Here is a 22761-nt window from a genome sequence, read left to right on the forward strand (position 1 = left end):
TCGCCGCCTTTTTTTGAAGAACCCTTCATCTAACGATGAGGGGTTTTTTTATGCCTTAAAGTGAAATACCATCACATTTGTGGTCGGGATTTTTTTTTGTTCTATATTTAGGTGTAACAATATCATACCCAATGAACAGAAAATTATCCTCCTTCCTTCTTATTTTCACCTCCCTTTTATCCCTAGCACAAGAAAACCAATTAAAAGCCTTGGTAGGAGGCACCCTAATTGATGGTTTTGGCTCAGATCCCATAAAAAATAGCGTGGTAATCATCGAAGGGGAAAAAATAATCACCGTGGGTACCATAACAGATACCCCAATTCCTTCCAATGCGGAGGTGATATCTACGGAAGGCATGACAGTTCTTCCTGGATTATGGGATATGCACGTGCACACCATGATCAACGGACATGCAGATTACGATTATTGGGACAAAACATATCCTCCTTTACTTAAAGATGTGATCATGCCCTCTAGTGCCCATCAATTATTAATGGCCGGTGTTACCAGTGCGAGAGACTTAGGAGGCCCGTTGGAAGAAAGCATAGCCGTGAGGGATGCCATAAACAAAGGAGAAATCCCAGGTGCTACCCTCTATGTGTCAGGTCCCTTTATACAACATCAACCCTACCCAGGGACAGAAGATTTTAGATGGGGAGTGACAAGTCCGGAGGATGGCAGGGCGAAGATCAGAAAGCTTGCCAAAGCAGGAGTAGACATGGTTAAATTAATAGATCACGACCAAATGACCATGGCAGTGCTACAAGCAATTGTGGACGAAGCACATAAAAATAAATTAAAGGTAGTGGCACACGGTCACAGGCCCAATGAAATTAGAAGAGGATTGCAAGTAGGGGTTGATTGTTTTGAGCATACGGGCTTGTCCTCCGCACCGGAATATCCTGCAGATATAATGGAACAGATCAAGGAAAGGACCGCACAAATGAATTTAGGTCCGTTATTTTGGTGTCCCACAGTTGAAGGGCTGTACAATTATGAATATGTGAGAGACCATCCTGAAAAGTTGGACAATGATTCCTGGCATTTGGGATTGCCCGATAGTGTCATTGTTGACATCAAAAACAGCATCACCCACCCAGATCGCTTGCCCTATTTTCAATTAACACCCATTAGAAAGCCTACTTTGAAAACGAAGATCAAGCAACTTATGGATGCTGGTGTCGTGTTAATGATTGGCACGGATAGTGGTATCCCTATGAAATTTCACAGCCAATCTACATGGAACGAATTGGATGTTTGGGTAAATGAGTTTGGGATAGATCCCATGTACGCCATTAGGGCAGCAACGTATTGGCCTGCACTATGGATGGGGGTGGCAGATGAAGTGGGTACCATCACCCCTGGTAAATATGCAGATATCATTGCCGTTGACGGGGATGTATTGCGCTACATTAGTTTACTTCAAGATGTGGATATGGTCATTAAGCATGGGAAACGTTATAAATAGTGGGGAGTAGTAATGACACCATAAACAATCGGTCTATTGAAAAAGTGGAAAGGCTACACGCCTATTCCCACGCATTGGGTATTTTTCTTGGTATTTTAGGCGCCTTTTTGCTTCTGTTGAAAAACAATGGCAAAACCAAGTATGCAACTGTTGCTATTCTTATCTATAGTTTCACAGTGATCTTATTGTTTTCAGCTTCTACGTTCTATCACTATTTCTCCAATTTGGAACTCAAAAGAAGGTTGCGGATCGTAGACCATGTAAGTATATATTTTTTAATTGCTGGGACCTATACTCCTGTGGCGTTGATATCCTTAATTAATGGAAATGGCTTTCTTATTTTTTATACGGTTTGGGGGATAGCTCTTGTCGGTACCCTCTTTAAGGTATTTTATACAGGTAAATTTGAAATACTCTCCTTGATCCTGTATTTGGCCATGGGCTGGCTAATTGTTCTGGATTACCCTAATTTATTGGAGAATACCACCCAATTGGGTATAGATCTACTCATGTTGGGCGGCGCATTTTATACCATTGGAATTTTGTTTTACGCCATCAGAAAAATACCCTATAATCACCTTATATGGCACTTTTTTGTATTGGGCGGTGCCATAAGCCATTGGCTGTTTATTTATTTGGATGTGGTTTAACTAATTAGAATGTCTTTGTACTCTTCAAAAAAAGCTTCAAATTGTAGCATATGTTCATTTAAAAAAACCATGGTCTCTTGCCAACTATTCTTGTTGTGAATAGAAACCCCCTCTAGAACCACATAGATTCTTGATATTTCCTTTTGATTTTCCAAGACATAGGAATCATTGAATATAGCTCCCGGTAGATATTCTTCAATCAGAATGGATTTTAAGGAAAGTAGCTTCTCCCATAATTCTATCCTTTTTTCTAAATCATGGTGATCTAAATCCAAAGAAACCATGGCAGTTTTGGTGTCAAAATGGAATTTAAAGGCGAAATCTTTAACTGTTGTATTGTATAGGATCCATTTTCTAGGAAAGGATTTTCCAAAGGAAATCCAAAAGTCTTCCCGTAGTTTTCGCGATGCTTCCTTACTGAACATTTATAAGAGATAGGCTATGGCGATCCCAAAGATGATCACCACTAATTTTCGTAAATTAAACTTATGCCCCTCCGAACTTTCAAAGAGGATGACGGTGGAGATATGCAGAAACACTCCAATAACCACAGCTGTAATAGGCGCATAGTACTGTTGTATGAACGGCATATTGGCCGCCAATAGACTTCCCAATGGGGTCATTATGGCAAACAACACTATAAAAAATACGGCATTGCGCAGTTTAATCTTCGAATTGATAAAAAATATACTTAGAATAATGGCAATGGGAACTTTGTGCACCAAGATGCCATAAAGTATTGTTTGGTGTTTCTCAATGGGGATTCCTTCCAATAGCGAATGAAGGGAGAGACTGATGAATAACAGCCAAGGAAAGTTTGTTTTTTCAGTATCCAAATGAACATGCCCGTGTTCTGCACCCTTGGAGAAAAACTCCAGGAAGATCTGAAATAAAATTCCAAGCATCACACAGAGGCCAATTGTCTTTGGGTCAGAATTTGCGTAGACTTCAGGAAACAATTCAAATACCGTAAGGGCCAACAGAAAGGCCCCACTAAATGCCAAAACTAATTTGAAGGCTTCCTTGTTTTTTGGTTTTACCATTAGAACAAAGGCAAAACTTAATAATACCGCTAGAATGGGTAATAAATAGATCATGTAAAATTGGTTAATGCTCGGTACTATTTAAATGTACTGTGTAATTGGGGTAAAATTAATGTATTTTTGCGGTATTCTTTAAAGTAAGTATGGACAATAATTTTAAAATGGTAGCCAAAACCTTATTTGGTTTTGAGGAGATATTAGCAAAGGAATTGCGTAATCTAGGCGCAGCAAATGTAGAGGAAGGAGTTAGAAGTGTTTCTTTTGAAGGCGATAAAGGTTTTATGTACAAAGCCAACCTTTGTTTAAGGACCGCAATAAAAATTGTGAAGCCGGTTCATTCTTTTAGTGTAGTTGATGAGAACGACCTGTACAAGAAAATATATCGAATGGATTGGAGTGAATACCTTTCGGCGGACACTACTTTTGCCATTGATACCACGATCAATTCAGAGAATTTCACACACTCCCTTTATGTTTCACAAAAAGTTAAGGATGCTATTGTGGATAAATTTAGGGACACCGATGGTCGTAGGCCAGATGTGGATATAAAATTCCCGGATGTTCGTCTGAATATTCACATACAAAAGGAGCACTGTAATGTTTCCTTGGATACCTCAGGAAGATCCCTACACCAAAGGGGATATCGTACGGCCACCAATATAGCCCCGATAAATGAAGTTTTGGCTGCGGGATTACTGCTTTTAAGTGGTTGGGACGGACAATGTGATTTTCTTGACCCTATGTGTGGGAGTGGTACTTTTTTAACGGAAGCCGCCATGATTGCCTGTAACATTCCAGCAAATATTAATAGAAAGGAATTTGCCTTTGAAAAATGGTCAGATTTTGACGAAGAGCTTTTTGAAAAGATAGTGGATGTCAGTCTAAATAAGACAAGAGAGTTCCATTTTAAGATCGTTGGGTATGATAAGGCACCTTCGGCTGTGGCCAAGGCAAAGGATAACGTAAAGAATGCCAACTTATCGGAGTACATTACTATTGATAGAATGAACTTTTTTGAGACGGATAAGTTTACTGAAAAGCACTTACATATGGTGTTCAACCCTCCGTATGGAGAGCGATTGGATATTGAAATGGAAAGTTTCTATGCTTCCATAGGAGATACCCTGAAACAAAAATATCCAGGAACTGATGCATGGTTTATAACTTCCAATTTGGAGGCGTTAAAGTTTGTAGGATTGAGGCCATCAAGAAAAATAAAGGTTTTCAATAGTCATTTGGAATCAAAGCTGGTGAAGTACGTCATGTATGAAGGAAGTAAAAAAGCCAAATTCAATCAACCTTCCTAATTTATGAAACCAAAGTATAAGGCCTTTCTTTTCAATTTTATTGGGTTTGCCGTCCTTTTTGTAATTATCAGGTCTATCATGTGGTTTCTATTGTCTAGCGATAGTATTGTTTTGGCAATAGTAGCAGCTGTATTGGCTTCTGTCCTGTCGCCAAAATTTGCGGTCACCAGAACTAAAGAGGGAGAAAAACTGTTTATGAAGTGGGTGTTTATAAAAGGGGTGAAAGAGGTTTGATCTATTTTTTAACTTCTTTCTTTGCCGACTTTTTTACCTTTTTGTAAAGCGGGATAAAATAGGAAATGGAATAGTTGTAACTGGCACCAAAGTTACTGCCATCGGTAACCTTATTGAATCCCGGTATCCACAGGGTTGGAAATTCATCGGATTGTTTTTGGGTAACCAAAAAGCCCAAACGGACACTGGCTCCCAAGTAAATGTTGGCAAATAACTCCACCTTTGTGCCAAATACCAGTTCTAACCATGATGCATTTAAACCACTGAATTCTCGACCGGGCAATTGGCCATCGGCAAAACCGTCTGGGTTCCAATATCTATTACTGTCAAATACGGAGTAATCGTTCAAAGTTTGGCTAAATGTGCTTACAGCATACCTGCCACCCAAAAAGATTGTATTGTCCATCCCATACCAATTCTGGTAGGTATTGTAATCTACCCCTGCTTTTATATAACTACCTGAGGAAGTGAAATTGTATAAATCTTCTTGTTTGGTGCGGTCTTCATTACCTAGCTCTGCTGCTAGGAATAGTTTTTGGGTTAGTCTGTAATCTCCCACGAGTTCCAGTCCCGTATAGTCATCATTGTAAAAAGACAGTGCCAATTTACTGAGGTCAGCCCCTACACGTAGGCCATAAGTCTCTTTTTTAACTATGGTGTCCTTTGGTTGTAGGTCAATGGATTTGCTCTGAGAGTACCCTACAATGCAGCCCATAAGGAAGAAAATACTAATGAAATATCTTAACATGGGCTGTAGCTTGATCGTTAATAGTGGTTTGGACTATCTCTATTCCTTTTATCCAGTTGTCAGTATCTGTAGTGAGCGCTCCATTTAGGCTATCGTAATTTGCTATAAAACCACAGGCACGCGACACGAAAACTTCCTTGGTTTCATAATTGAAGGTGACAACATCTGCATTTCCAGTTTCCTCATTTGAGCTATTGGTGGCGGAATTTGATATTAATACGAATGAGGTGGTTGGACTATTGATCCGTAAAGGTATTTCTATTAGATCCTGGTCGGTTCTGTCTGCCACCGTATTAACGGTAAACTCTTGATCCATACCGGCAACTCTTAATTTGGACACTTTTTTGGCCGTAGTGGTATCATTGACATCGTAAAAACCTATAACCAAGAGTGGGGTATCCCCATCTACGCAAATATCATCTTTCTCACAGGCGGAAAAAGAAATGATTATCAGTAAAATAGCGCCAATGGCCAGTATTTTTTTCATGAACAAAATTGAATAGTTCTACAACCAGTGGTTAGGTTCTTTTTTCCAAAAGTACAACATTTTCCACATGGTGTGTTTGTGGAAACATATCTACAGGTTGTAATTTGGTGATTTTGTATAGGTCTTTCATTAATTCCAGATCCCTTGCCTGTGTGGCACTGTTACAACTTACATAAACCACCTTTTTGGGGGCAATATTCAAAATTTGTTGTACCACATCCTTATGCATTCCATCCCTTGGGGGATCCGTGATTATCACATCTGGTTTTCCGTTAACAGCAATAAACCCTGCGTTGAAGATATTTTTCATGTCCCCTGCAAAAAAGGCAACATTTTCTATGTTGTTTAGTTTGGCATTGGCTTTTGCATCTTCAATGGCCACTGGAACTGCCTCTATTCCTACTACTTTCTTGGCTTGCTTTGCCACAAATTGGGCAATTGTCCCGGTACCGGTGTATAGATCATATACCAGTTCGTCTCCTGTAAGTCCAGCAAAATCCCTAGTGATCTTATAAAGTTCGTATGCCTGGTCCGAATTTGTTTGATAAAAGGATTTCGCGTTTATCTTAAACTTTAACCCTTCCATTTCTTCAAAAATATGATCACGTCCGGCATAACATTCAATCTTTTGATCGTAGATCGTATCATTTTGCTTTTGGTTGATCACGTATAACAATGAAGTGATCTCAGGAAAAGATTCTTTCATGAAATCCATCAAAAGTGTTCGTTGTTCCTTGTTATCTTCAAAGAATTGAACCAATACCATGATTTCACCATTGGAGGAGGTTCTGATCATTAACGTGCGCAATAATCCTTCTTGATTTCTGGGATTAAAAAAAGGAAGCTCGTGTTTATTTGCAAAATCCTTGACAGCCAAGCGTATGGCGTTGGAAGGATCTGCCTGTAAATGACATTTTTTGATGTCCAAAATTTTGTCCCACATGCCTGGTATATGAAAGCCCAGCGCATTTCTGTCCTCTATTTCGTCTTTTGAATTAATTTCATCATAGGTAAGCCATCGGCTATCCGAGAAAGAAAATTCCATCTTGTTCCTGTAAAAATATTGTTTTTCGGAACCTAGGATTGGGGTAATTGTCGGTAATTCTAAATGCCCTATGCGTATTAAGTTATTTTCAACTTCCTTTTGTTTGTAGAACAATTGGTGCTCATAGGCCATATCTTGCCATTTGCAGCCACCGCAAACCCCAAAGTGCTGGCATTCAGGTTTTGTTCTCTTATCGGATAAGGTGTGGAATTTTATTGCGGTACCTTCAAAATAAGCCTTTCTCTTTTTGGTGGTCTGTACATCAACTACATCCCCTGGAACTGTATTGGTTAGGAATATTACCCGTCCGTCCGGGGCCTTGCCTATTGTTTTTCCCTTCGCCCCTGCATCTATTACCTGTACATTTTCGAAGATCTGTCTTTTGTTCTTTTTGCGCATGTGGCAAAAGTAAAATCTTTTTGCAGAACTATAAAGACCTCAGGCCTAAAATCTATCTAAAGATTTGGTTGTATTCATATTCTAAGTGACATAGTTTAGGCTAGAATTTATCCTATTGATTTTTGAATTTACTTTAAATCACAAATACTCGCCTTAATATGAATTTTTTAGAATATTTTTTTTGGAATTTAAATTGGAGGGCTGGTTTTTCCTCAAGGCATAAATCTATTTACATTAAAATGGGCTATGGACCAATTCGCCTTATAAATTAAGGGGTTTGGGATATAACAAAGCGTTAATAAACTTTATAATCCCCATAATTATTTGTAATTTGCAGCCACTTCATAGGATGATTTCTCTCCTTAAGCAGGAATCATATTAGTTTTATTTAAAAAGTAGAAATCATGTCAGTTTTAGAACGATTAACTTCTGAGGATGCCATAGCATTGGAGAATGAGTACGGAGCACACAATTACCATCCATTACCTGTTGTATTAAGCAGGGGTGAAGGTGTTTATGTGTGGGATGTTGAGGGTAAGAAATATTACGATTTCCTCTCGGCCTATTCCGCGGTAAACCAAGGGCATTGCCATCCGAAAATTGTTGGAGCCATGGTAAAACAGGCGCAAACGTTAACATTAACATCAAGGGCATTTTATAATGATATGCTCGGGAAGTTTGAGAAATACGCATCGGAAACCTTTGGATTCGATAAATTGTTACCCATGAACACAGGTGCCGAGGCGGTAGAAACTGCGCTGAAGATTTGTAGAAAGTGGGCTTATGAGAAAAAAGGGATCCCTGAAAATGAAGCTGAAATAGTTGTTTGTGAGAACAATTTTCACGGCCGTACCACTACAATCATCTCTTTTTCCAACGATGAAGTAGCAAGAAAACATTTTGGCCCTTACACTCAAGGATTCATCAAAATAGAGTATGATAATCTACAGGCCTTGGAAACAGTCTTGAAAAGCAATAAAAATATTGCAGGATTCCTCGTGGAACCAATTCAGGGAGAAGCAGGAGTTTTTGTGCCTTCTGAGGGATATCTTGCCAAGGCAAAGGCCTTGTGTGAGGAACACAATGTTCTTTTTATTGCCGATGAAGTTCAGACTGGTATAGCGAGAACGGGAAGGTTATTGGCCACATGTGGTAACTGTAGTTGTGCTGATAAGCACTGTAGTGGAACACCAGAAGTAAAACCAGATATTCTAATTTTGGGAAAAGCTCTTTCTGGAGGTGCCTACCCCGTCTCAGGAGTATTGGCAAATGATAATATTATGGGGGTTATTAGACCTGGTAACCATGGAAGTACATTTGGTGGTAACCCAGTAGCAGCTGCTGTAGGGATGGCTGCATTGGAAGTTGTAAAAGATGAGAAGTTAGCACAAAATGCATTTGATCTTGGTGAGTTGTTCCGTGAAGAATTGAACAAATTCATTCCAAATTGCTCTTTGGTAAATGCTGTACGAGGAAAAGGTCTATTGAATGCCATTCTGATCAATGATACAGAAGACAGTTCAACCGCATGGGACATTTGTATGGCCTTAAAAGAAAACGGACTTTTGGCAAAACCAACACATGGTAACATCATCCGTTTTGCACCGCCTTTGGTTATGACCAAGGAACAGTTACTGGATTGTGTATCCATTATAACCACTACCTTGACAAATTTTGAAAGTGAATTATAAGCAATAAGGAATTAAAAAGCCGCTGTTCTTTGGATCAGCGGCTTTTTTTATTTTTAAAACTGAGATTTAATTGAAGCTAAGGGAATCGACCCAAACTCTTGCAAACGCCATTAAAAAGCTGAAGTAAGATCTCCTCTTGACCTAGATCTTTTTAATTGTCGTTGTATTTTCTTAATAGCCGATTCGATCGATTTTTCAGGTTCTATAATATTGTACTCCCCCCAAAATTCCGGATCGGAAAAGCCACTGGCCTCATCACTTAAGATAATACGGGACTTCATTTTTTCCCTTGCCTTCAAATTGGCCTTTTCTGTATTTAGTTCCCAGTCGGTTATGGCCATTTCTGCAGTCATACTATACACAGAATTAAAAAAACGGTCGTCCCAATTAATTTTAAATTCCAGCAATACATTACTATAGCCGTAATACCACCTTCCATCTTTTTCTCTATAATCTACCCTGTAAGCCACATCGGTTGGCCATACTTTGGCATTGGCAGGCTTTTTACGGACAAATAATTTAGAGGCCTTGTCCGGGTCGGTAATATTTAAGGAATAAATGGCACTGGTGAGAATTTTATTTTCAGAATCTATGTACAGTTTCCCTTTGTACAAAGGTTCGTAAATATAATTGTGTTGTTCAAAATTAACCACATAGATCAATCGGTCATTTACCCTGGTGGACTGATCGAAACTAAAAGAATATTTGGAAATATCCTCATCGGTGAATATATATTCGGGATATTTCATAATATCCACATACAACGTATTAAAAGGCCCACCTTCCAATTTAAGGGCAACCGTATCCAATTTACTGTAATCCGTGCTCTTGCGGGCTTTGTATAGTTGTATTGCATCTCTTTTGGGTGTATTGTATGGTGCCTTATAAATGGTGACCACCGCTTCTGAAAGGGATACATTTTTTCTTCTCTTCTTTATGGTCTCCCTGTAAAACGCCGTCATGATGGTTGGATCATTAAAATAGTTGTCTCCTTTTTTGGCCAATGTTTCACGCACCAATCCTTCTGCACTTTTAGGAACAGTTAGGTTTACCTCAGATAATTCAATGCTGGCAATGTCCAATAGAATCTCATTATTTTCGGGTCGTAGCTCATTCAATGAAACTATTTTAGTTTTATAACCTAAGAAAGAGATGCTGATATTGCCTTGTACGGTGTTTTTGGGGATTTTTAGTGAGAATGTACCCTCTGTGTTAGTAACGGTGCTGATATTGGTCCCTTCCAAAGTAAGTGTAGCAAAAACCAAAGGTTTTTTAGAGTCGCTATCCAAGATTTCCCCACTATACGAATTGTAATTTATCTCCTGTTCCTCTTCTTGGAAATAAAAAGAAGCATAGGAATTATCGTGGATTCCAATAAAGGACAATACCAATAATGCCGTTATTAGGTGTTTTCTTATAAATATGAAGTTACATCGTAACATAAGAGCAATTTTTTTTATAAGCAGTACTTCTCTGGAAATGAGAAGCATACTCACTCTAAGTTAACGAAAATTGACCTAATTTACTATTATTTCAGTCGATTTCTATACAGTTATAGACTATAGTATCTACGGTTATATAGATTTGTGAAATGCTGCGCCTTAATTTTAATATTGAAGAAAAAAGTAATGAGATATCTGTTAATTCTTCCGCATACGTTTAGGACCGTACCACAGCCAAAAACCGGTAGTGGTAAAAAGAAAAAGGGCCACGCCCATAATTGAGGTATACACTAGTTTAAATTGTCCACTTTGAGTCCCAAAATAATAGTCGAGCAGGGAGCCATCGTGCAATTTTTCTATGTAGTCACCACGTCGTTTTTCTATTAGCAGTAAATTTCCAGTGGTACCATCCAATTGGACACCCCAAAAATCATCTACAAAGGTAAATTTGACTATGCCCTTGTCCTTTCTAATTTCCATTCGGTCTACCTCTACATTTGGATTCGCTGAAATGGAATCACTATAGACTTTTAATGCCTTTTGGTGCAGCATATCTAAAGGTTGCCAATCTGCCAAATTGGTAGAAACTCCTTTTTGGGTCTCGGCCAAGATATAGCCACCACTATTTTTTTTCCATCCCAGTAGGATGCCAGAGATGGAGATTATAAAGAAAAAGGAAAAAAGCAAAGCGCCCATCGTCCGATGCACTTTTCTGAAAATCCTTAATATTCGAGCTTGTTGTTGTCTTTTAGTAGGATTGGACATGTATATTTATAAAGAATTTAAAGGAATTTGGGTTGGTATTAGTTCACCATAAATAAGGCATTCACAAAAAAGAGTTTACCATTTTCCCAAAACCCTCTGAACAAAGGGTTGTCTACCATATATACAACTTGACCACGACCGACGTTCTCCACACCAAAAATTAAGGTTTTCCCAATTTTCTTCTGTGCTTCGCTTCCTGCGAATCCGGCAACGGGTACAGTATCCTTATCTAGATGAACCACGGTTCCCTTATCTAAGTATTCATAAGCATCATCCCCTAATTTTAAGGAAAAATACGTGTCTTTATAACCATACGCTAAAGGATGTGTTGTGTCTACTTTGGTTTTGAAAATAGCACCTGTAATTGCGTTTTTAATACCTTCTCTTTCAGAAATATCATAGGATTCCAAGGATAGAGTAGTGTCTTTTTTCATTTCCCTTGCTTTTATTCCAAAGCCCTTTTCTCCATCAATACCATTGATAGCTCCTCCCATAGCGATAAGCTTTCCTCCACTTTTAACCCAGTCCTTTAAACGTTGTAACTGATCATCATCAAACGAACTTCCGTACCAACCGTCGGGCAATACCAAAACATCATATTTTGAAAGATCCACTTGTTTCCAATAATCACTATACAGAATAGAAACAGGATAATTAAGTTGTTGCTCAAAAAAGTGCCAAATTTCCCCAAACTGTAAGGTACTTGTAGGTTCCCCAGAGAGTACTGCTATTTTTGTATCGGTTACCATCTGTACTGATGAAGAGCCAAAATCCTTACCACCATCTACAAAACCTGTTGTGGTAGCAGTTAAGGTCTTATGATTTTTTTTAGCTGATGCCTCCAAAAGTCCTAGGAACCCTTTCTTTTTCTTATTGTCCGCATTGGTGATGATCAAGCTTCCCCTATCGTATTTTTTACCACTTAGGGTAAAGGGTTTATCTGTATATCGTACGCGTATTCCTTCTTTTAAAAGTTCTGCCATAAAACGTGCGTCGTCCATACTGTTCCAATCGGTTATATAGGCATACGCTTGAGGATCAAGTGGCGTGACTGTATTTTTTTCCGTGGTAGATGTACTGTTAGCCACTAAACTTTCGGAAGCAATTGCGTCCAATCCATAGGCATAGGGCAAGGACCAGGCGGTAATGTCGTAGGTCAAGGAATCGCTTAATTTTGCATTGGGCTCAAATAACACTTTGACCAAAGTTCCTTTTGTTTGATTGGTGGAGATAACCAAGCTGTTTGATGATGTTTTTGAGGTTCCTGATTTTCCCGAGGCATAATCAAAACCTTTAACAGAAGAGCCGTTGCCAGAACCGTAAACTATTTGATGTTGGTCTAAAAGTGTTGTAAGTGCCCTTATTTTATCTGCGTCTCCATTAAGGACATAACTCTTGTACTTGTAATTCTTGGGCTGGTAAAATTTCCTGAATTCATCGTTTAATTTCTGGGAGTTTCCGGCAGCTACTTCAACTGTAGAAATCCCTGTGGTAAAGTGGTGATCAATTCTGTCCTTTAGAGTAAGGGTATCTCCAATACCGGTGATTATTCCCAATCCTGCTCGTCCACTGCCTCCTTGTTCGTAGGTCATTCCAATGGAACCATTGTACATAGGATAAGTGTCCCCATAACTGGGGTATAAGAGGTCAAATACTTCCTTAGTGAAGTAGAACCAGCCTTTGGCATCAAAGTATTTTGCATGGTTCTTGCCTATGGTGACCTGAAAATCTCTTTGAAAATCGGTGATCACTTCATGAAATGGTTCTGCGGCCGGTGCAAAATAATATGGATTGTTCACCCCTTGTTCGTGGAAGTCCACATGAACATGTGGAAGCCATTGGTTGTACATTTTTAAACGCTGTTGGCTTTCTACTTGTGTTAGCCATGCCCAATCGCGGTTTAGGTCGAACATATAGTGGTTAGCTCTACCACTCAACCAACCCTCACGGTGTTCTTTGCTATTAGGGTCTACGTTGTTGGGCGTATTTTTATTTTCGTTATACCAGTTGACATAGCGATCACGGCCGTCGGGATTGATACAGGGATCCATGATCACAACCGTATTTTCCAAATAGTCCGCTTTATTGGTCAAAAGCTCGTAAATGGTTTGCATGGAGGCTTCGGTACTTACGCTCTCATTGCCATGCACGTTATAACTCAACCAAACAATGGCTTTTGAAGCATTTCCTGTACCTGTGGTACTTTTTAGATGGTCCTCCCTGATGCTCTCCAGGTTATTAATATTGGCAGCGGAGGAAACATAGGCCAGTATCAAAGGTCTACGCTCATTTGTTTTGCCATAAGAGGTTAGTTGTACACGATCAGCCGCAGCTTCAGCCAGATATTCGTAATAATCCACTACCTCATGATGACGGGTGAATTGAGTTCCCAATTCGTATCCCAAAAATTCCGATGGGGATTTAATTTCTTGGGAGATATTGGAGATGGAATATAAAAAACAGGCAAGGAGTAATATTTGCTTCATATTGGGAAGAGTGGTTTGTTATTTTCCAAATCTAACAATAACTCTACAATTTGTAAACAACTTAACGTATTTTTAGGAACTCAAAATTTCAATAATTTTAACTTTACCCAGATTTTAAGCTGCCTCTATGAAAAGCGACTGTATACCTTTTAAAAAAACAGGTTATTTTTCCAATTTGATATGTGATTACTTGGACCAAAAGGAAAGTCTGCAGCCTTTTTATAATAGATTCCCAAACCTAGGTGATTTTAAAGACCAAATATTGGAGAAACAGGCCAATTTTCCAAAGGAAAATAGGGTAGTGCTTCATGGTGCCATAAAGGAGCAGTATGCCAGTATCGGTATTTCTAGATCAACAGAATTGCATTTAGAATTATTAAAGGACAATTCTACCTTCACCGTTGTAACCGGACATCAATTAAATCTTTTTACCGGTCCGCTTTACTTTTTATATAAGATTATTTCAACTATTAACCTAACACAGCAACTAAAGGAAGCATATCCCAATTACAATTTTGTGCCTGTTTATTGGATGGCCACTGAAGATCATGATTTTGACGAGATCAACTACTTTAATTTCAAGGGTAAAAAATTACAATGGAACAAAGAGGCATCGGGAGCCGTAGGCCACCTAAATACAGATGGTCTGGATGATGTATATGATATGTTATCCATGGAAATTGGAATAGGTCAAAATGCAGAAGAGTTAAAGACCTTATTCAAGAGGTCTTATTTGGAACACGATAACCTTACAGATGCAACACGATTTTTGGCCAATGAGCTTTTCGGAGATTATGGATTGGTCATTATAGATGGCGATAATAGGGAGCTCAAAAAATTACTGGTGCCCTATGCGAAAAAAGACATTCTTGAAAATGTATCATACAAGGCTGTTCTTAATACTGCACAAAGTTTAGAGCAGTTACCGGAGAATTACGGTATTCAGGTAAACCCGAGGGAAATCAATTATTTCTATTTAAAAGATGGACTTAGGGAACGTATCATTGAAAAGGACGGATTGTATTACATTAATGATACTGATTTAAGTTTTACCGAAAAGGAGCTGTTGGAAGAACTGCATAGTTACCCAGAGCGTTTTTCTCCCAATGTGATTTCCAGACCCTTGTATCAAGAAATTATTTTACCCAATCTATGTTATATAGGGGGAGGCGGAGAGCTGGCCTATTGGTTGGAATTGAAATCCTCCTTTGAAGAAATGGGTATAACTTTTCCAATCTTGCTATTGAGAAACTCAGCCTTGATCATAACACAAAAACAAGATGACAAATTAACCAAGCTAAATTTGGATATCGCTGATCTGTTTTTAAAGCAAAGTAGTTTTATCAATAAAAAGATCAGGACCATATCTAATATCGATATAGACTTTTCACCACAAAGACAACATTTGCAAGAGCAGTTTCAAGGACTTTATAGTCTTGCAGAACAAACCGACAAATCTTTTTTAGGGGCTGTGAAGGCACAAGAGGTAAAACAGCTCAAAGGTCTTGACAATTTAGAAAAGCGACTTTTAAAGGCCCAAAAAAGAAAGTTAAAAGATCATGTAGTACGTATGACGGAAATACAGAATGAGTTGTTTCCCAATAAATCGCTACAAGAACGCAATTTGAATTTTTCGGAACTTTATTTGGAGTACGGGAAAGAACTGATTCCCACCCTGATGAGTGCTTTAAAACCACTGTCTGGAGAATTTGCCATACTGACATTAGATTAATTGTTTAACGTGTAGGTGCAAATTTTATGGGATTGAATTTTAAGGCACCAAAAATTGTCCTTCCCAATCCGAATCTTCCTTGGAGTATCGGACCCTAATATGATTGGGTCTTTTTAGTTTTAAATATTCTATTTTGAAAGGATGGATCTCCACCACGCAAAAATGATTCTCATCATTTAAATATTCAATGATATCAGGATTTTTGATTTCCTTTCCTGGTGCTTCAGAGGTAGTGTAATCTCTTTTAGATTCTTCAGGTACCGCATCCCAGAGTAATTTTTTACTTTTAACGTCATTGTTCACTATGGCTAAACCTTCAATCCGTAATTGCATTAGTTTTTCCGGATGATAAAAAAGTAAGCTTACTTTTTTGTTTTCTTTTATATGCGTAACTTTTTTTGAACGTTTATCGGTGAAAAACGTGAGCATCAATTCATCAGTGGCCTTGCGAAGAACAATAGTCCGTAACCTGGCTATATTGTCTAATCCTACCGTAGCTAGAGTACAGTATCGGAAAGGATGCCCTGTTTCGGTTGCTCCTTTTCGCAGTTCTTCCTTAAGTTCGTTAAAAAAAGTCGATTTCATGTGCCTTATTTTCTCTAATAAAGATAAAAAATAAAAGAACAGGGTAGGGTATTTTGTTTATAAGTTGTTTAGTGTATAAACAGTGCATAAAGCATAAGTTTCAAATAATAGTAGTTAGGTTAGTTTTCCCAATGGAGATTGGGATCGATTTAAAAGCTCGGGGTGGTTTCCGGGCTTTTTTTTGTTTGGGATTGAAGTAAATCAGGGTCTCCTTCCGCTTAAAAAGTGGCTCAAAACATTACCTTTGCCAAAAGACCTAGGCCAAATGCACAATATAGATATACAACTGGTGGAAATGACGTTGGATGTCATGAAATATGTCATCAACAGAATAACTAAAACAGCTCCAGAATTGGGGCAACCCAAAAAAGAAGAGGAACTGAGAAGTTTGGTGGGGGAAACCATTACTTCAGCTGGTATAGGTGGAGAAAAAGCCTTTGATCTTTTCAAAGATGTTCTTATAAAGGCAACAGTCCCTATTGACCACCCCAGACATTTGGCATTTGTACCGGCATCCCCCACAAGAGCTGCTATTATGTTTGATTTGGTCACATCCGCTTCCAGTATCCATGGGGCCTATTGGATGGAAGGGGCAGGAGGTATTTTCTGTGAAAATGAGGCCATGAAATGGTTGGTATCCTTAACCGGACTTCCAGAACCGGCCTTTGGGGTATTTACAAGTGGCGGTACAGCAGCTAATTTGTCGGCCATGGTAACGGCACGTGAGAACTGGAGAAAGAACAAGGACAATCTTAATGAAAAAGCCCTTATAATTACTTCCAGTGGGGCACATTCCTCCATAAAGTCCATGGCAAAGGTGATAGATGCAGATGTTATTTTGGTGGAAACCGAAGACAGTATGTCTGCAGAAATGTTGTCCAACGCTTTAAAGGAGCTTACCCCTCACCAAAGAAAAAGACTGTTCGCCATTGTTGCCACCGGGGGCACTACCAATGCAGGCATAATAGATGACCTAGATGGGATTGCCACGATTTGTGAGCAGGAAAATATTTGGTTTCATGTTGATGCTGCCTATGGGGGTGGAGCTTTGGCCTCTAAATTGGCCAGACCCCTTTTTAAAGGGATAGAACGTGCCAACAGTATTACCATAGATCCCCATAAATGGCTGTTCTCGCCATACGACTGTGGGGCAATACTTTATAAAAACCCAGAATTGGCAAAAGAGGCACACTCCCAGGAAGGGTCCTATTTGGACATTTTCAAGGATGAAGGAGCACACGGATTCAATCCTTCTGATTACCAGATCCAATTGACCCGAAGGGTAAGGGGACTGCCCTTGTGGTTTTCCTTGGCCATGCACGGAACCGATAAGTACGAATGGGCCGTTCAACAAGGCATAGAACTTGCTAACCTTGCAGGAAGGATCATTCAAGATAACCCTATAGTGGAACTGGTAAGGGAGCCTAGTCTATCTTGTGTGCTTTACAGAAGAAAGGGTTGGTCGCCAGACGATTACAGAAATTGGACCTATAAAAACCATAGGGACGGTTTTGCTTTGGTTACGCCTACAAAATGGAAGCATCAAGGCGCTTATGAAACCGTTGCCCGTTTCTGTTTTATAAATCCAGATACGACCGAATCGGATATAAGGGCTATTTTAGATTCTATGAAATAGTCCTAATAAAGAAAATTACTAAAAAATTATTGCCCTCTAAACTTTCCATTTTTCAATTTAATACTATTTTTGCCCATGCAAAATAACGTCCTCATTTTAGATTTTGGTTCTCAGTACACACAACTCATCGCAAGAAGGGTTAGGGAACTTAATATTTTCTGCGAAATTAAACCTTACAACCATTTACCTGAAGATCTTTCAGAATACAAAGCGGTAATCCTATCTGGATCTCCTTTTTCTGTTAGGGCTGAAGATGCTCCTCATCCGGACTTATCTCAAATTAGAGGTAAAAAGCCACTTTTGGGTGTGTGTTATGGGGCGCAATATTTGGCGCATTTTAATGGTGGCAGTGTGGAAGGATCCAACACCAGAGAGTATGGTAGGGCCAAATTGTCCTATGTGAAGGAAAACGAACCGTTTTTTGATAAAATCTCCATCGGAAGTCAAGTTTGGATGAGCCATGCTGATTCTATTAAGGAACTTCCTGAGAATACAACAAGATTGGCAAGTACGCACGATGTGGAAAATGCTGCTTATAAGTTTAATGGAGAGGATTCTTATGCCATACAGTTTCATCCTGAAGTCTACCATACAACAGATGGCAAGCAGTTATTAGAGAATTTTCTTGTACATATTGCTGGAGTTGCACAGACATGGACACCTGATGCTTTTGTGGAGACAACCGTAACGGAACTGAAAAGAAAAATAGGTCAGGATAAAGTAATATTGGGACTTTCAGGAGGAGTAGATTCTACTGTGGCGGCCATTTTATTGCACAAGGCCATTGGAAAGCATTTACACTGCATCTTCGTGAATAACGGGCTTTTGAGAAAAAACGAATTCGAGGATGTTTTGCACCAGTATAAGGATATGGGGCTTAATGTTAAAGGAGTAGATGCTTCGGCACGCTTTTTGGATGCTTTGGCTGGAGAGAGTGATCCAGAGAAAAAAAGGAAAGCGATCGGAAGGGTCTTTATTGAGGTTTTTGATGATGAATCACATTTGGTCGAAGATGCTAAATGGTTGGCACAAGGAACCATTTATCCGGATGTTATAGAATCGGTTTCGGCAACCGGAGGACCGTCGGCAACTATAAAAAGTCATCATAACGTAGGTGGTCTGCCCGATTTTATGAAATTAAATGTAGTGGAGCCATTACGAATGTTGTTCAAGGATGAGGTTCGTAGAGTGGGTGCCAGTATGGGAATAGATAAGACATTATTAGGAAGACATCCCTTCCCTGGCCCTGGATTGGCAATAAGAATCCTAGGGGATATTACCCCGGAAAAAGTTGCTATTCTACAAGAAGTTGATGCTATTTTTATCAATGGGTTAAAAGAATGGGGACTTTATGACAAGGTGTGGCAGGCCGGAGCTATGCTTTTACCCGTAAATAGTGTAGGGGTAATGGGAGATGAAAGGACTTACGAAAAATGTGTAGCTTTAAGAGCTGTGGAAAGTACAGATGGAATGACGGCAGATTGGGTTAATTTACCTTATGAGTTCTTGCAGAAAACGTCTAATGATATTATTAATAAGGTGAAGGGGGTAAATAGAGTAGTTTATGATATAAGCTCTAAGCCACCTGCAACCATAGAATGGGAATAGGAATGAACAGTACACGTTTTAAAATACTTATTACAGGCTTCTTTATGCTGTTTTTATGTTTACACATGAATGCACAGCAATTTGTAACCCATGCGGTAAAGAAGGGTGAAACATTAGAGAGTATTGCAAAACAATACAGGGTTACCCCATTCAACATCTTAAAGTACAACAAGGAAATTGTTCAAGGAAAGCCCCTGATAGCTAATACTGTATTGGTAATTCCAATGGAGGCCAAGTCTACTAACGCTAATGTTCCTGTGGTAAAAAGCAAGGTAAATGTAGTGGTCAAGGAAGAAAAAGTGGCCCAAGAAAACCCGATTGGTTTTACCAGTTATAGGGTAAAACGAAAAGATGCACTCTATGGAATTGCCAAGAGATTCAACATTTCCATAGAAGATATTAAGCGATATAATAAAGAATTATACTCCGGAAATCTCAAGAAAGGGATGAATCTGCGGATTCCTAAGTTTAGACGCGTGAGTCCTGAGGACGTTGCCAAAAGCAACGATGATTTTGAAATGTACACCGTAAAGCCCAAAGAAACTAGGTGGAGCATAGCAAATACGTATGGGATTACAATAGATGAACTTCTGGAACTAAACCCTGATCTTTCAAAGTCCAATAACTACCTAATGGAGGGGCAGCAATTGAAGTTGCCAAAAATTAAAGGGAGCACAGTAGATAATCAGAAAATTCAATTATATAACTCTTATGTTATCACGCCAAAACAGACATTTTATAATCTGGAAAAACAGTTTGGAGTTACGGAAGAAGAAATCAAATCGTTAAATCCCGAAGTAAAAGTTCGAGGTCTACAGGAAGGGATGATCATTCGCTTGCCCAAAAAAGATACGGCCCCCATAGACGTGGTTAATACAGATAAATATGTTTTCTACGAGGTGAAGTCGCAAGAAACTGAATTTAGGTTAACCAGAAAGCTTAATGTTACTTATGCAGAACTTTTGGCCTTAAATCCAGAACTCAGTGATGGCTTAAAAGCAGGGATGATTCTTAAAATCCCAAAAGCAAAGGCTCAAGATCTAGAGATAAAAAACTCCTTGGTGCTTGATAGGTTCAGTCTTATAGATAGTATTCAAACCAAGAATAGGCCCAATTTACTTTTCTTACTTCCTTTTAGAACGGATAAAATAGATGTTACCGATAAGGAGTTGGCCAAACAGACAATGGCCAATAGGAATGATAGTAAATATAGCATTGGAATGTATACTGGCGCTATGGTAGCTTTAGATTCCATAAAAAAATTGGGAGTTTCTGTCAATGTAAGAACCTTTGATACCCAATTGAATGTGGACAGGGTCAAAGATATTATGTTGCGTGAAAGATTAAACGATGTTAGTGCTATTATAGGGCCCTTAGATGCCAAATCCCTAAAAGAGGTGGCTTTGGCCGCTGGGCAATACAATATTCCTGTAATTGCTCCTATAGCTGCGGAAAGTGATATTAGTTTGCGCAATGTTTATTTTACCTTACCTACCGAGGAAGTTTTAAGGAATAAAATGATTGCTTATGTGAACGAGCATAGGAAGGAAGAAAATATAGTCATCATTGCTGATGACAATAACAAGAAAACCCAAAGTCTGCTTTTGGAGAAATTTCCAAAAGCTAAAATTCTTAACTTAAAGAACAATATTTCATTGGATATTGATAAGGTAAGGCAGATAGTTTCAGCCAAACAAAATTGGGTGTTCCTGGAGTCTGATAATGCCAATACTATTTATCACGTAAGTTCTGTGTTGAATTCCACAATTAAGGATTCTGTAAGGATTAGAATGTTTACGACCAATAAGAACAAAGCCTTTGATAATGATGTTATTTCCAATTCACATCTTTCCAATCTTGGGTTTACCTATCCGTCTATTGAAAAGGAAATAGGGACCAATTCATTTGTGAAAATGTATAGAAGGAAATATGGGATTGAACCAGATCGTTATGCTATTAGAGGGTTTGATATCACATTTGATATCCTCTTAAAGTTGGCCTACAAAAATAACTTGTTCGAAGCCGGTAAAAAAATCGGGGAAACTTCCTATACAGCAAATAAGTTCAACTATAGAAAAGATGCATCATCGGGGTATTTTAACCAGTCGGCCTATATTATGTCCTACAATAAAATGATGATCGTAGAGGCCGAGTAAGGTCCTGGGGCAGAACGTGCTAAAATATGGTCAATTCTTTAAAGAGTAATGTTTATAGATCTTGAGGGTTGACTATAAGTAACCTCAAAATATATTGACAAGCTTTTATACGTCACAGATCAGGAATCCCTGTTTCAAGGCTTCGATTTTGTCCTCGCTAGCAGGAATAAATTCTTGTGCCACATATCCTTTATAACCGGTATCCACAATAGCCTTCATGATGGCTGGGTAGTATAATTCTTGGGTTTCGTTAATTTCATGTCTTCCAGGTACCCCGGCCGTGTGGTAATGGCCAAAATAGGTGTGATTATCCTTGATGGACTGGATAATATCCCCTTCTTGTATCTGCATATGGTAAATATCGAAAAGGAGCTTAAAGTTTTCAGATCCTATTTGTTTGCACAATTCTATGCCCCAAGCTGAGGTATCACCCATATAATCGGGATGGTTTCTTTGGTTAAAGAGTTCCATTTGTATTACTACCCCATGCTTTTCTGCCAAAGGCATTAATTTTTTTAAGGCTGTCGCGCAGTTTTGTAAGCCCGTTTCATCGTCCATTCCCCTTCGGTTACCGCTAAAGCAAATTAAATTGGTATATCCTGCCGCTGCCACTAAGGGTATCATTTTGGTATAGTTGTCTATTAGGGTCCCATGATATTTTGTATCGTTGAAGCCTTCGGTCAAACTAATTTCAGCCCCATTGCACATGGCTGAGTGTATATTGTATTTTTTTAAAAGGGGCCATTCCTTAGGGCCCATTAAGTCAATAGCTTTAATATTCAATTCGTTTAACTTAATCAAGAAGTCTTCCAAGGGGATATCGGCGAAACACCAGTGGCACACACTATGGTTAATATTGTTTTTTAGTTTAAATCCCATATCTTGCTTTGTTTCTTGGGCATTTGTGGTTTGATAAGCTAAAACTCCAACAGTAGCGGCAGCTGAAGTGCCAATAAAAGTGCGCCTTTTCATAATAAATGTATTTTGTACGTGTATAAAGATAAGTTTTTAGTTCTAAATAAATGAACATATATCCTGATAAAAAACAGTTGATAGAACTGGCTCATTATAAAATGCCGTTTGGAAAATTTAAGAATAGATATCTGGTAGACCTTCCAGAGCCATATTTGGTATGGTTTAATCAAAAAGGTTTTCCCGATGGTAAACTTGGAAATTTGTTGAAAGCCATGTTGGAAATCAAAATAAACGGCCTAGAAGGATTAATTCGGAAAATTCAAAAAGATTTTCCTAGAGATTAACAGTGTTATCGGACTGCAA

20 protein-coding genes are annotated in these 22761 nt (G+C 38.8%); 10 read left to right on the top strand and 10 right to left on the bottom strand.

Annotation, left to right across the window (positions count from 1 at the left end; genetic code table 11):
- The first annotated feature begins 131 nt into the window (after nt 1–131).
- Nucleotides 132–1469 (top strand): amidohydrolase family protein, encoded by a 1338-nt coding sequence (locus ABXZ32_RS11895; protein WP_354618898.1) that lies wholly within the window; start codon nt 132–134, stop codon nt 1467–1469.
- Nucleotides 1469–2119 (top strand): PAQR family membrane homeostasis protein TrhA, encoded by a 651-nt coding sequence (gene trhA / locus ABXZ32_RS11900; RefSeq protein ID WP_354618899.1) that lies wholly within the window; start codon nt 1469–1471, stop codon nt 2117–2119. Before ABXZ32_RS11895 ends, trhA begins: the two co-directional genes overlap by 1 nt.
- On the opposite strand, the gene ABXZ32_RS11905 is transcribed toward trhA, so the two are convergent.
- Complete coding sequence (locus ABXZ32_RS11905; protein ID WP_354618900.1) at nt 2116–2544, bottom strand: DUF4268 domain-containing protein; 429 nt, start codon at nt 2542–2544, stop codon at nt 2116–2118. The genes trhA and ABXZ32_RS11905 overlap by 4 nt on opposite strands.
- On the bottom strand, nt 2545–3216 hold the full coding sequence (locus tag ABXZ32_RS11910; RefSeq protein ID WP_354618902.1) for a ZIP family metal transporter: 672 nt from the start codon (nt 3214–3216) through the stop codon (nt 2545–2547).
- A gap of 89 nt (nt 3217–3305) precedes the next feature.
- On the opposite strand from ABXZ32_RS11910, the gene ABXZ32_RS11915 reads away from it, so the two are divergent.
- Both ABXZ32_RS11915 and ABXZ32_RS11920 read left to right on the top strand, forming a co-directional pair.
- Nucleotides 3306–4469 carry a THUMP domain-containing class I SAM-dependent RNA methyltransferase gene (locus ABXZ32_RS11915; protein WP_354618903.1) on the top strand — a complete coding sequence of 388 codons (1164 nt, stop codon included), beginning with the start codon at nt 3306–3308 and terminating at the stop codon, nt 4467–4469.
- Nucleotides 4470–4472: 3 nt separating this feature from the next.
- Complete coding sequence (locus ABXZ32_RS11920) at nt 4473–4703, top strand: hypothetical protein (protein WP_354618904.1); 231 nt, start codon at nt 4473–4475, stop codon at nt 4701–4703.
- A 1-nt stretch (nt 4704) separates the two neighbouring features.
- On the opposite strand, the gene ABXZ32_RS11925 is transcribed toward ABXZ32_RS11920, so the two are convergent.
- From ABXZ32_RS11925 to rlmD, 3 genes are read right to left on the bottom strand one after another with little or no spacing between them, the layout of a single operon-like run.
- Nucleotides 4705–5451 (bottom strand): DUF6048 family protein, encoded by a 747-nt coding sequence (locus tag ABXZ32_RS11925; RefSeq protein ID WP_354618905.1) that lies wholly within the window; start codon nt 5449–5451, stop codon nt 4705–4707.
- Entirely contained in the window at nt 5432–5938 is a 507-nt protein-coding gene (locus tag ABXZ32_RS11930; RefSeq protein WP_354618906.1) for a DUF6452 family protein, read from the bottom strand. Before ABXZ32_RS11930 ends, ABXZ32_RS11925 begins: the two co-directional genes overlap by 20 nt.
- Before the next feature lie 31 nt (nt 5939–5969).
- A complete protein-coding gene (gene rlmD / locus ABXZ32_RS11935; RefSeq protein ID WP_354618907.1) occupies nt 5970–7382 on the bottom strand; it encodes a 23S rRNA (uracil(1939)-C(5))-methyltransferase RlmD in 1413 nt (470 codons plus the stop codon).
- Nucleotides 7383–7786: 404 nt separating this feature from the next.
- Between rlmD and rocD the strand changes: the two genes are divergently transcribed.
- Complete coding sequence (gene rocD, locus ABXZ32_RS11940; protein ID WP_354618908.1) at nt 7787–9073, top strand: ornithine--oxo-acid transaminase; 1287 nt, start codon at nt 7787–7789, stop codon at nt 9071–9073.
- A 110-nt stretch (nt 9074–9183) separates the two neighbouring features.
- Here the strand turns inward: rocD and ABXZ32_RS11945 are convergent, their stop codons facing one another.
- From ABXZ32_RS11945 to ABXZ32_RS11955, 3 genes are all read right to left on the bottom strand, one after another.
- Entirely contained in the window at nt 9184–10515 is a 1332-nt protein-coding gene (locus tag ABXZ32_RS11945; protein ID WP_354618909.1) for a carboxypeptidase-like regulatory domain-containing protein, read from the bottom strand.
- A 198-nt stretch (nt 10516–10713) separates the two neighbouring features.
- On the bottom strand, nt 10714–11280 hold the full coding sequence (locus ABXZ32_RS11950) for a PepSY domain-containing protein (protein ID WP_354618910.1): 567 nt from the start codon (nt 11278–11280) through the stop codon (nt 10714–10716).
- Between the two features lie 38 nt (nt 11281–11318).
- On the bottom strand, nt 11319–13766 hold the full coding sequence (locus ABXZ32_RS11955) for a M14 family zinc carboxypeptidase (protein ID WP_354618911.1): 2448 nt from the start codon (nt 13764–13766) through the stop codon (nt 11319–11321).
- Nucleotides 13767–13893: 127 nt separating this feature from the next.
- Between ABXZ32_RS11955 and bshC the strand changes: the two genes are divergently transcribed.
- On the top strand, nt 13894–15498 hold the full coding sequence (gene bshC / locus ABXZ32_RS11960) for a bacillithiol biosynthesis cysteine-adding enzyme BshC (protein WP_354618912.1): 1605 nt from the start codon (nt 13894–13896) through the stop codon (nt 15496–15498).
- Nucleotides 15499–15537: 39 nt separating this feature from the next.
- Here bshC and ABXZ32_RS11965 read toward each other — a convergent pair whose 3' ends face one another.
- Entirely contained in the window at nt 15538–16083 is a 546-nt protein-coding gene (locus ABXZ32_RS11965) for a pyridoxamine 5'-phosphate oxidase family protein (RefSeq protein ID WP_354618913.1), read from the bottom strand.
- A 265-nt stretch (nt 16084–16348) separates the two neighbouring features.
- Between ABXZ32_RS11965 and ABXZ32_RS11970 the strand changes: the two genes are divergently transcribed.
- The 3 genes from ABXZ32_RS11970 (at nt 16349) to ABXZ32_RS11980 (ending at nt 21483) form a co-directional block, all read left to right on the top strand.
- Entirely contained in the window at nt 16349–17719 is a 1371-nt protein-coding gene (locus ABXZ32_RS11970; protein WP_354619071.1) for a pyridoxal phosphate-dependent decarboxylase family protein, read from the top strand.
- Between the two features lie 75 nt (nt 17720–17794).
- Nucleotides 17795–19327 carry a glutamine-hydrolyzing GMP synthase gene (guaA, locus tag ABXZ32_RS11975; protein ID WP_354618914.1) on the top strand — a complete coding sequence of 511 codons (1533 nt, stop codon included), beginning with the start codon at nt 17795–17797 and terminating at the stop codon, nt 19325–19327.
- 2 nt (nt 19328–19329) lie between these two features.
- Nucleotides 19330–21483: a LysM peptidoglycan-binding domain-containing protein gene (locus tag ABXZ32_RS11980; protein ID WP_354618915.1), complete on the top strand. Its 2154-nt coding sequence runs from the start codon at nt 19330–19332 to the stop codon at nt 21481–21483.
- 105 nt (nt 21484–21588) lie between these two features.
- Here the strand turns inward: ABXZ32_RS11980 and ABXZ32_RS11985 are convergent, their stop codons facing one another.
- The gene (locus tag ABXZ32_RS11985; RefSeq protein ID WP_354618916.1) at nt 21589–22455 is read right to left on the bottom strand and encodes a hydroxypyruvate isomerase family protein; all 867 of its coding nucleotides are present in this window, start codon (nt 22453–22455) and stop codon (nt 21589–21591) included.
- A gap of 50 nt (nt 22456–22505) precedes the next feature.
- On the opposite strand from ABXZ32_RS11985, the gene ABXZ32_RS11990 reads away from it, so the two are divergent.
- A complete protein-coding gene (locus ABXZ32_RS11990) occupies nt 22506–22742 on the top strand; it encodes a DUF3820 family protein (RefSeq protein ID WP_354618917.1) in 237 nt (78 codons plus the stop codon).
- Nucleotides 22743–22761 lie beyond the last annotated feature (19 nt).

Origin of the sequence: Sediminicola luteus (genome assembly GCF_040566555.1) — a bacterium.
Taxonomy (GTDB): domain Bacteria; phylum Bacteroidota; class Bacteroidia; order Flavobacteriales; family Flavobacteriaceae; genus Sediminicola.

What these genes read in the sequence shown, in the direction of transcription:
- ABXZ32_RS11895 (WP_354618898.1), top strand. Translation starts at nt 132, where the DNA reads ATGAACAGAAAATTATCCTCCTTCCTTCTTATTTTCACCTCCCTTTTA.
- ABXZ32_RS11905 (WP_354618900.1), bottom strand. Translation starts at nt 2,544, where the DNA reads ATGTTCAGTAAGGAAGCATCGCGAAAACTACGGGAAGACTTTTGGATT.
- ABXZ32_RS11910 (WP_354618902.1), bottom strand. Translation starts at nt 3,216, where the DNA reads ATGATCTATTTATTACCCATTCTAGCGGTATTATTAAGTTTTGCCTTT.
- ABXZ32_RS11915 (WP_354618903.1), top strand. Translation starts at nt 3,306, where the DNA reads ATGGACAATAATTTTAAAATGGTAGCCAAAACCTTATTTGGTTTTGAG.
- ABXZ32_RS11920 (WP_354618904.1), top strand. Translation starts at nt 4,473, where the DNA reads ATGAAACCAAAGTATAAGGCCTTTCTTTTCAATTTTATTGGGTTTGCC.
- ABXZ32_RS11925 (WP_354618905.1), bottom strand. Translation starts at nt 5,451, where the DNA reads ATGTTAAGATATTTCATTAGTATTTTCTTCCTTATGGGCTGCATTGTA.
- ABXZ32_RS11930 (WP_354618906.1), bottom strand. Translation starts at nt 5,938, where the DNA reads ATGAAAAAAATACTGGCCATTGGCGCTATTTTACTGATAATCATTTCT.
- rlmD (WP_354618907.1), bottom strand. Translation starts at nt 7,382, where the DNA reads ATGCGCAAAAAGAACAAAAGACAGATCTTCGAAAATGTACAGGTAATA.
- rocD (WP_354618908.1), top strand. Translation starts at nt 7,787, where the DNA reads ATGTCAGTTTTAGAACGATTAACTTCTGAGGATGCCATAGCATTGGAG.
- ABXZ32_RS11945 (WP_354618909.1), bottom strand. Translation starts at nt 10,515, where the DNA reads ATGTTACGATGTAACTTCATATTTATAAGAAAACACCTAATAACGGCA.
- ABXZ32_RS11950 (WP_354618910.1), bottom strand. Translation starts at nt 11,280, where the DNA reads ATGTCCAATCCTACTAAAAGACAACAACAAGCTCGAATATTAAGGATT.
- ABXZ32_RS11955 (WP_354618911.1), bottom strand. Translation starts at nt 13,766, where the DNA reads ATGAAGCAAATATTACTCCTTGCCTGTTTTTTATATTCCATCTCCAAT.
- bshC (WP_354618912.1), top strand. Translation starts at nt 13,894, where the DNA reads ATGAAAAGCGACTGTATACCTTTTAAAAAAACAGGTTATTTTTCCAAT.
- ABXZ32_RS11965 (WP_354618913.1), bottom strand. Translation starts at nt 16,083, where the DNA reads ATGAAATCGACTTTTTTTAACGAACTTAAGGAAGAACTGCGAAAAGGA.
- ABXZ32_RS11970 (WP_354619071.1), top strand. Translation starts at nt 16,349, where the DNA reads ATGCACAATATAGATATACAACTGGTGGAAATGACGTTGGATGTCATG.
- guaA (WP_354618914.1), top strand. Translation starts at nt 17,795, where the DNA reads ATGCAAAATAACGTCCTCATTTTAGATTTTGGTTCTCAGTACACACAA.
- ABXZ32_RS11980 (WP_354618915.1), top strand. Translation starts at nt 19,330, where the DNA reads ATGAACAGTACACGTTTTAAAATACTTATTACAGGCTTCTTTATGCTG.
- ABXZ32_RS11985 (WP_354618916.1), bottom strand. Translation starts at nt 22,455, where the DNA reads ATGAAAAGGCGCACTTTTATTGGCACTTCAGCTGCCGCTACTGTTGGA.
- ABXZ32_RS11990 (WP_354618917.1), top strand. Translation starts at nt 22,506, where the DNA reads ATGAACATATATCCTGATAAAAAACAGTTGATAGAACTGGCTCATTAT.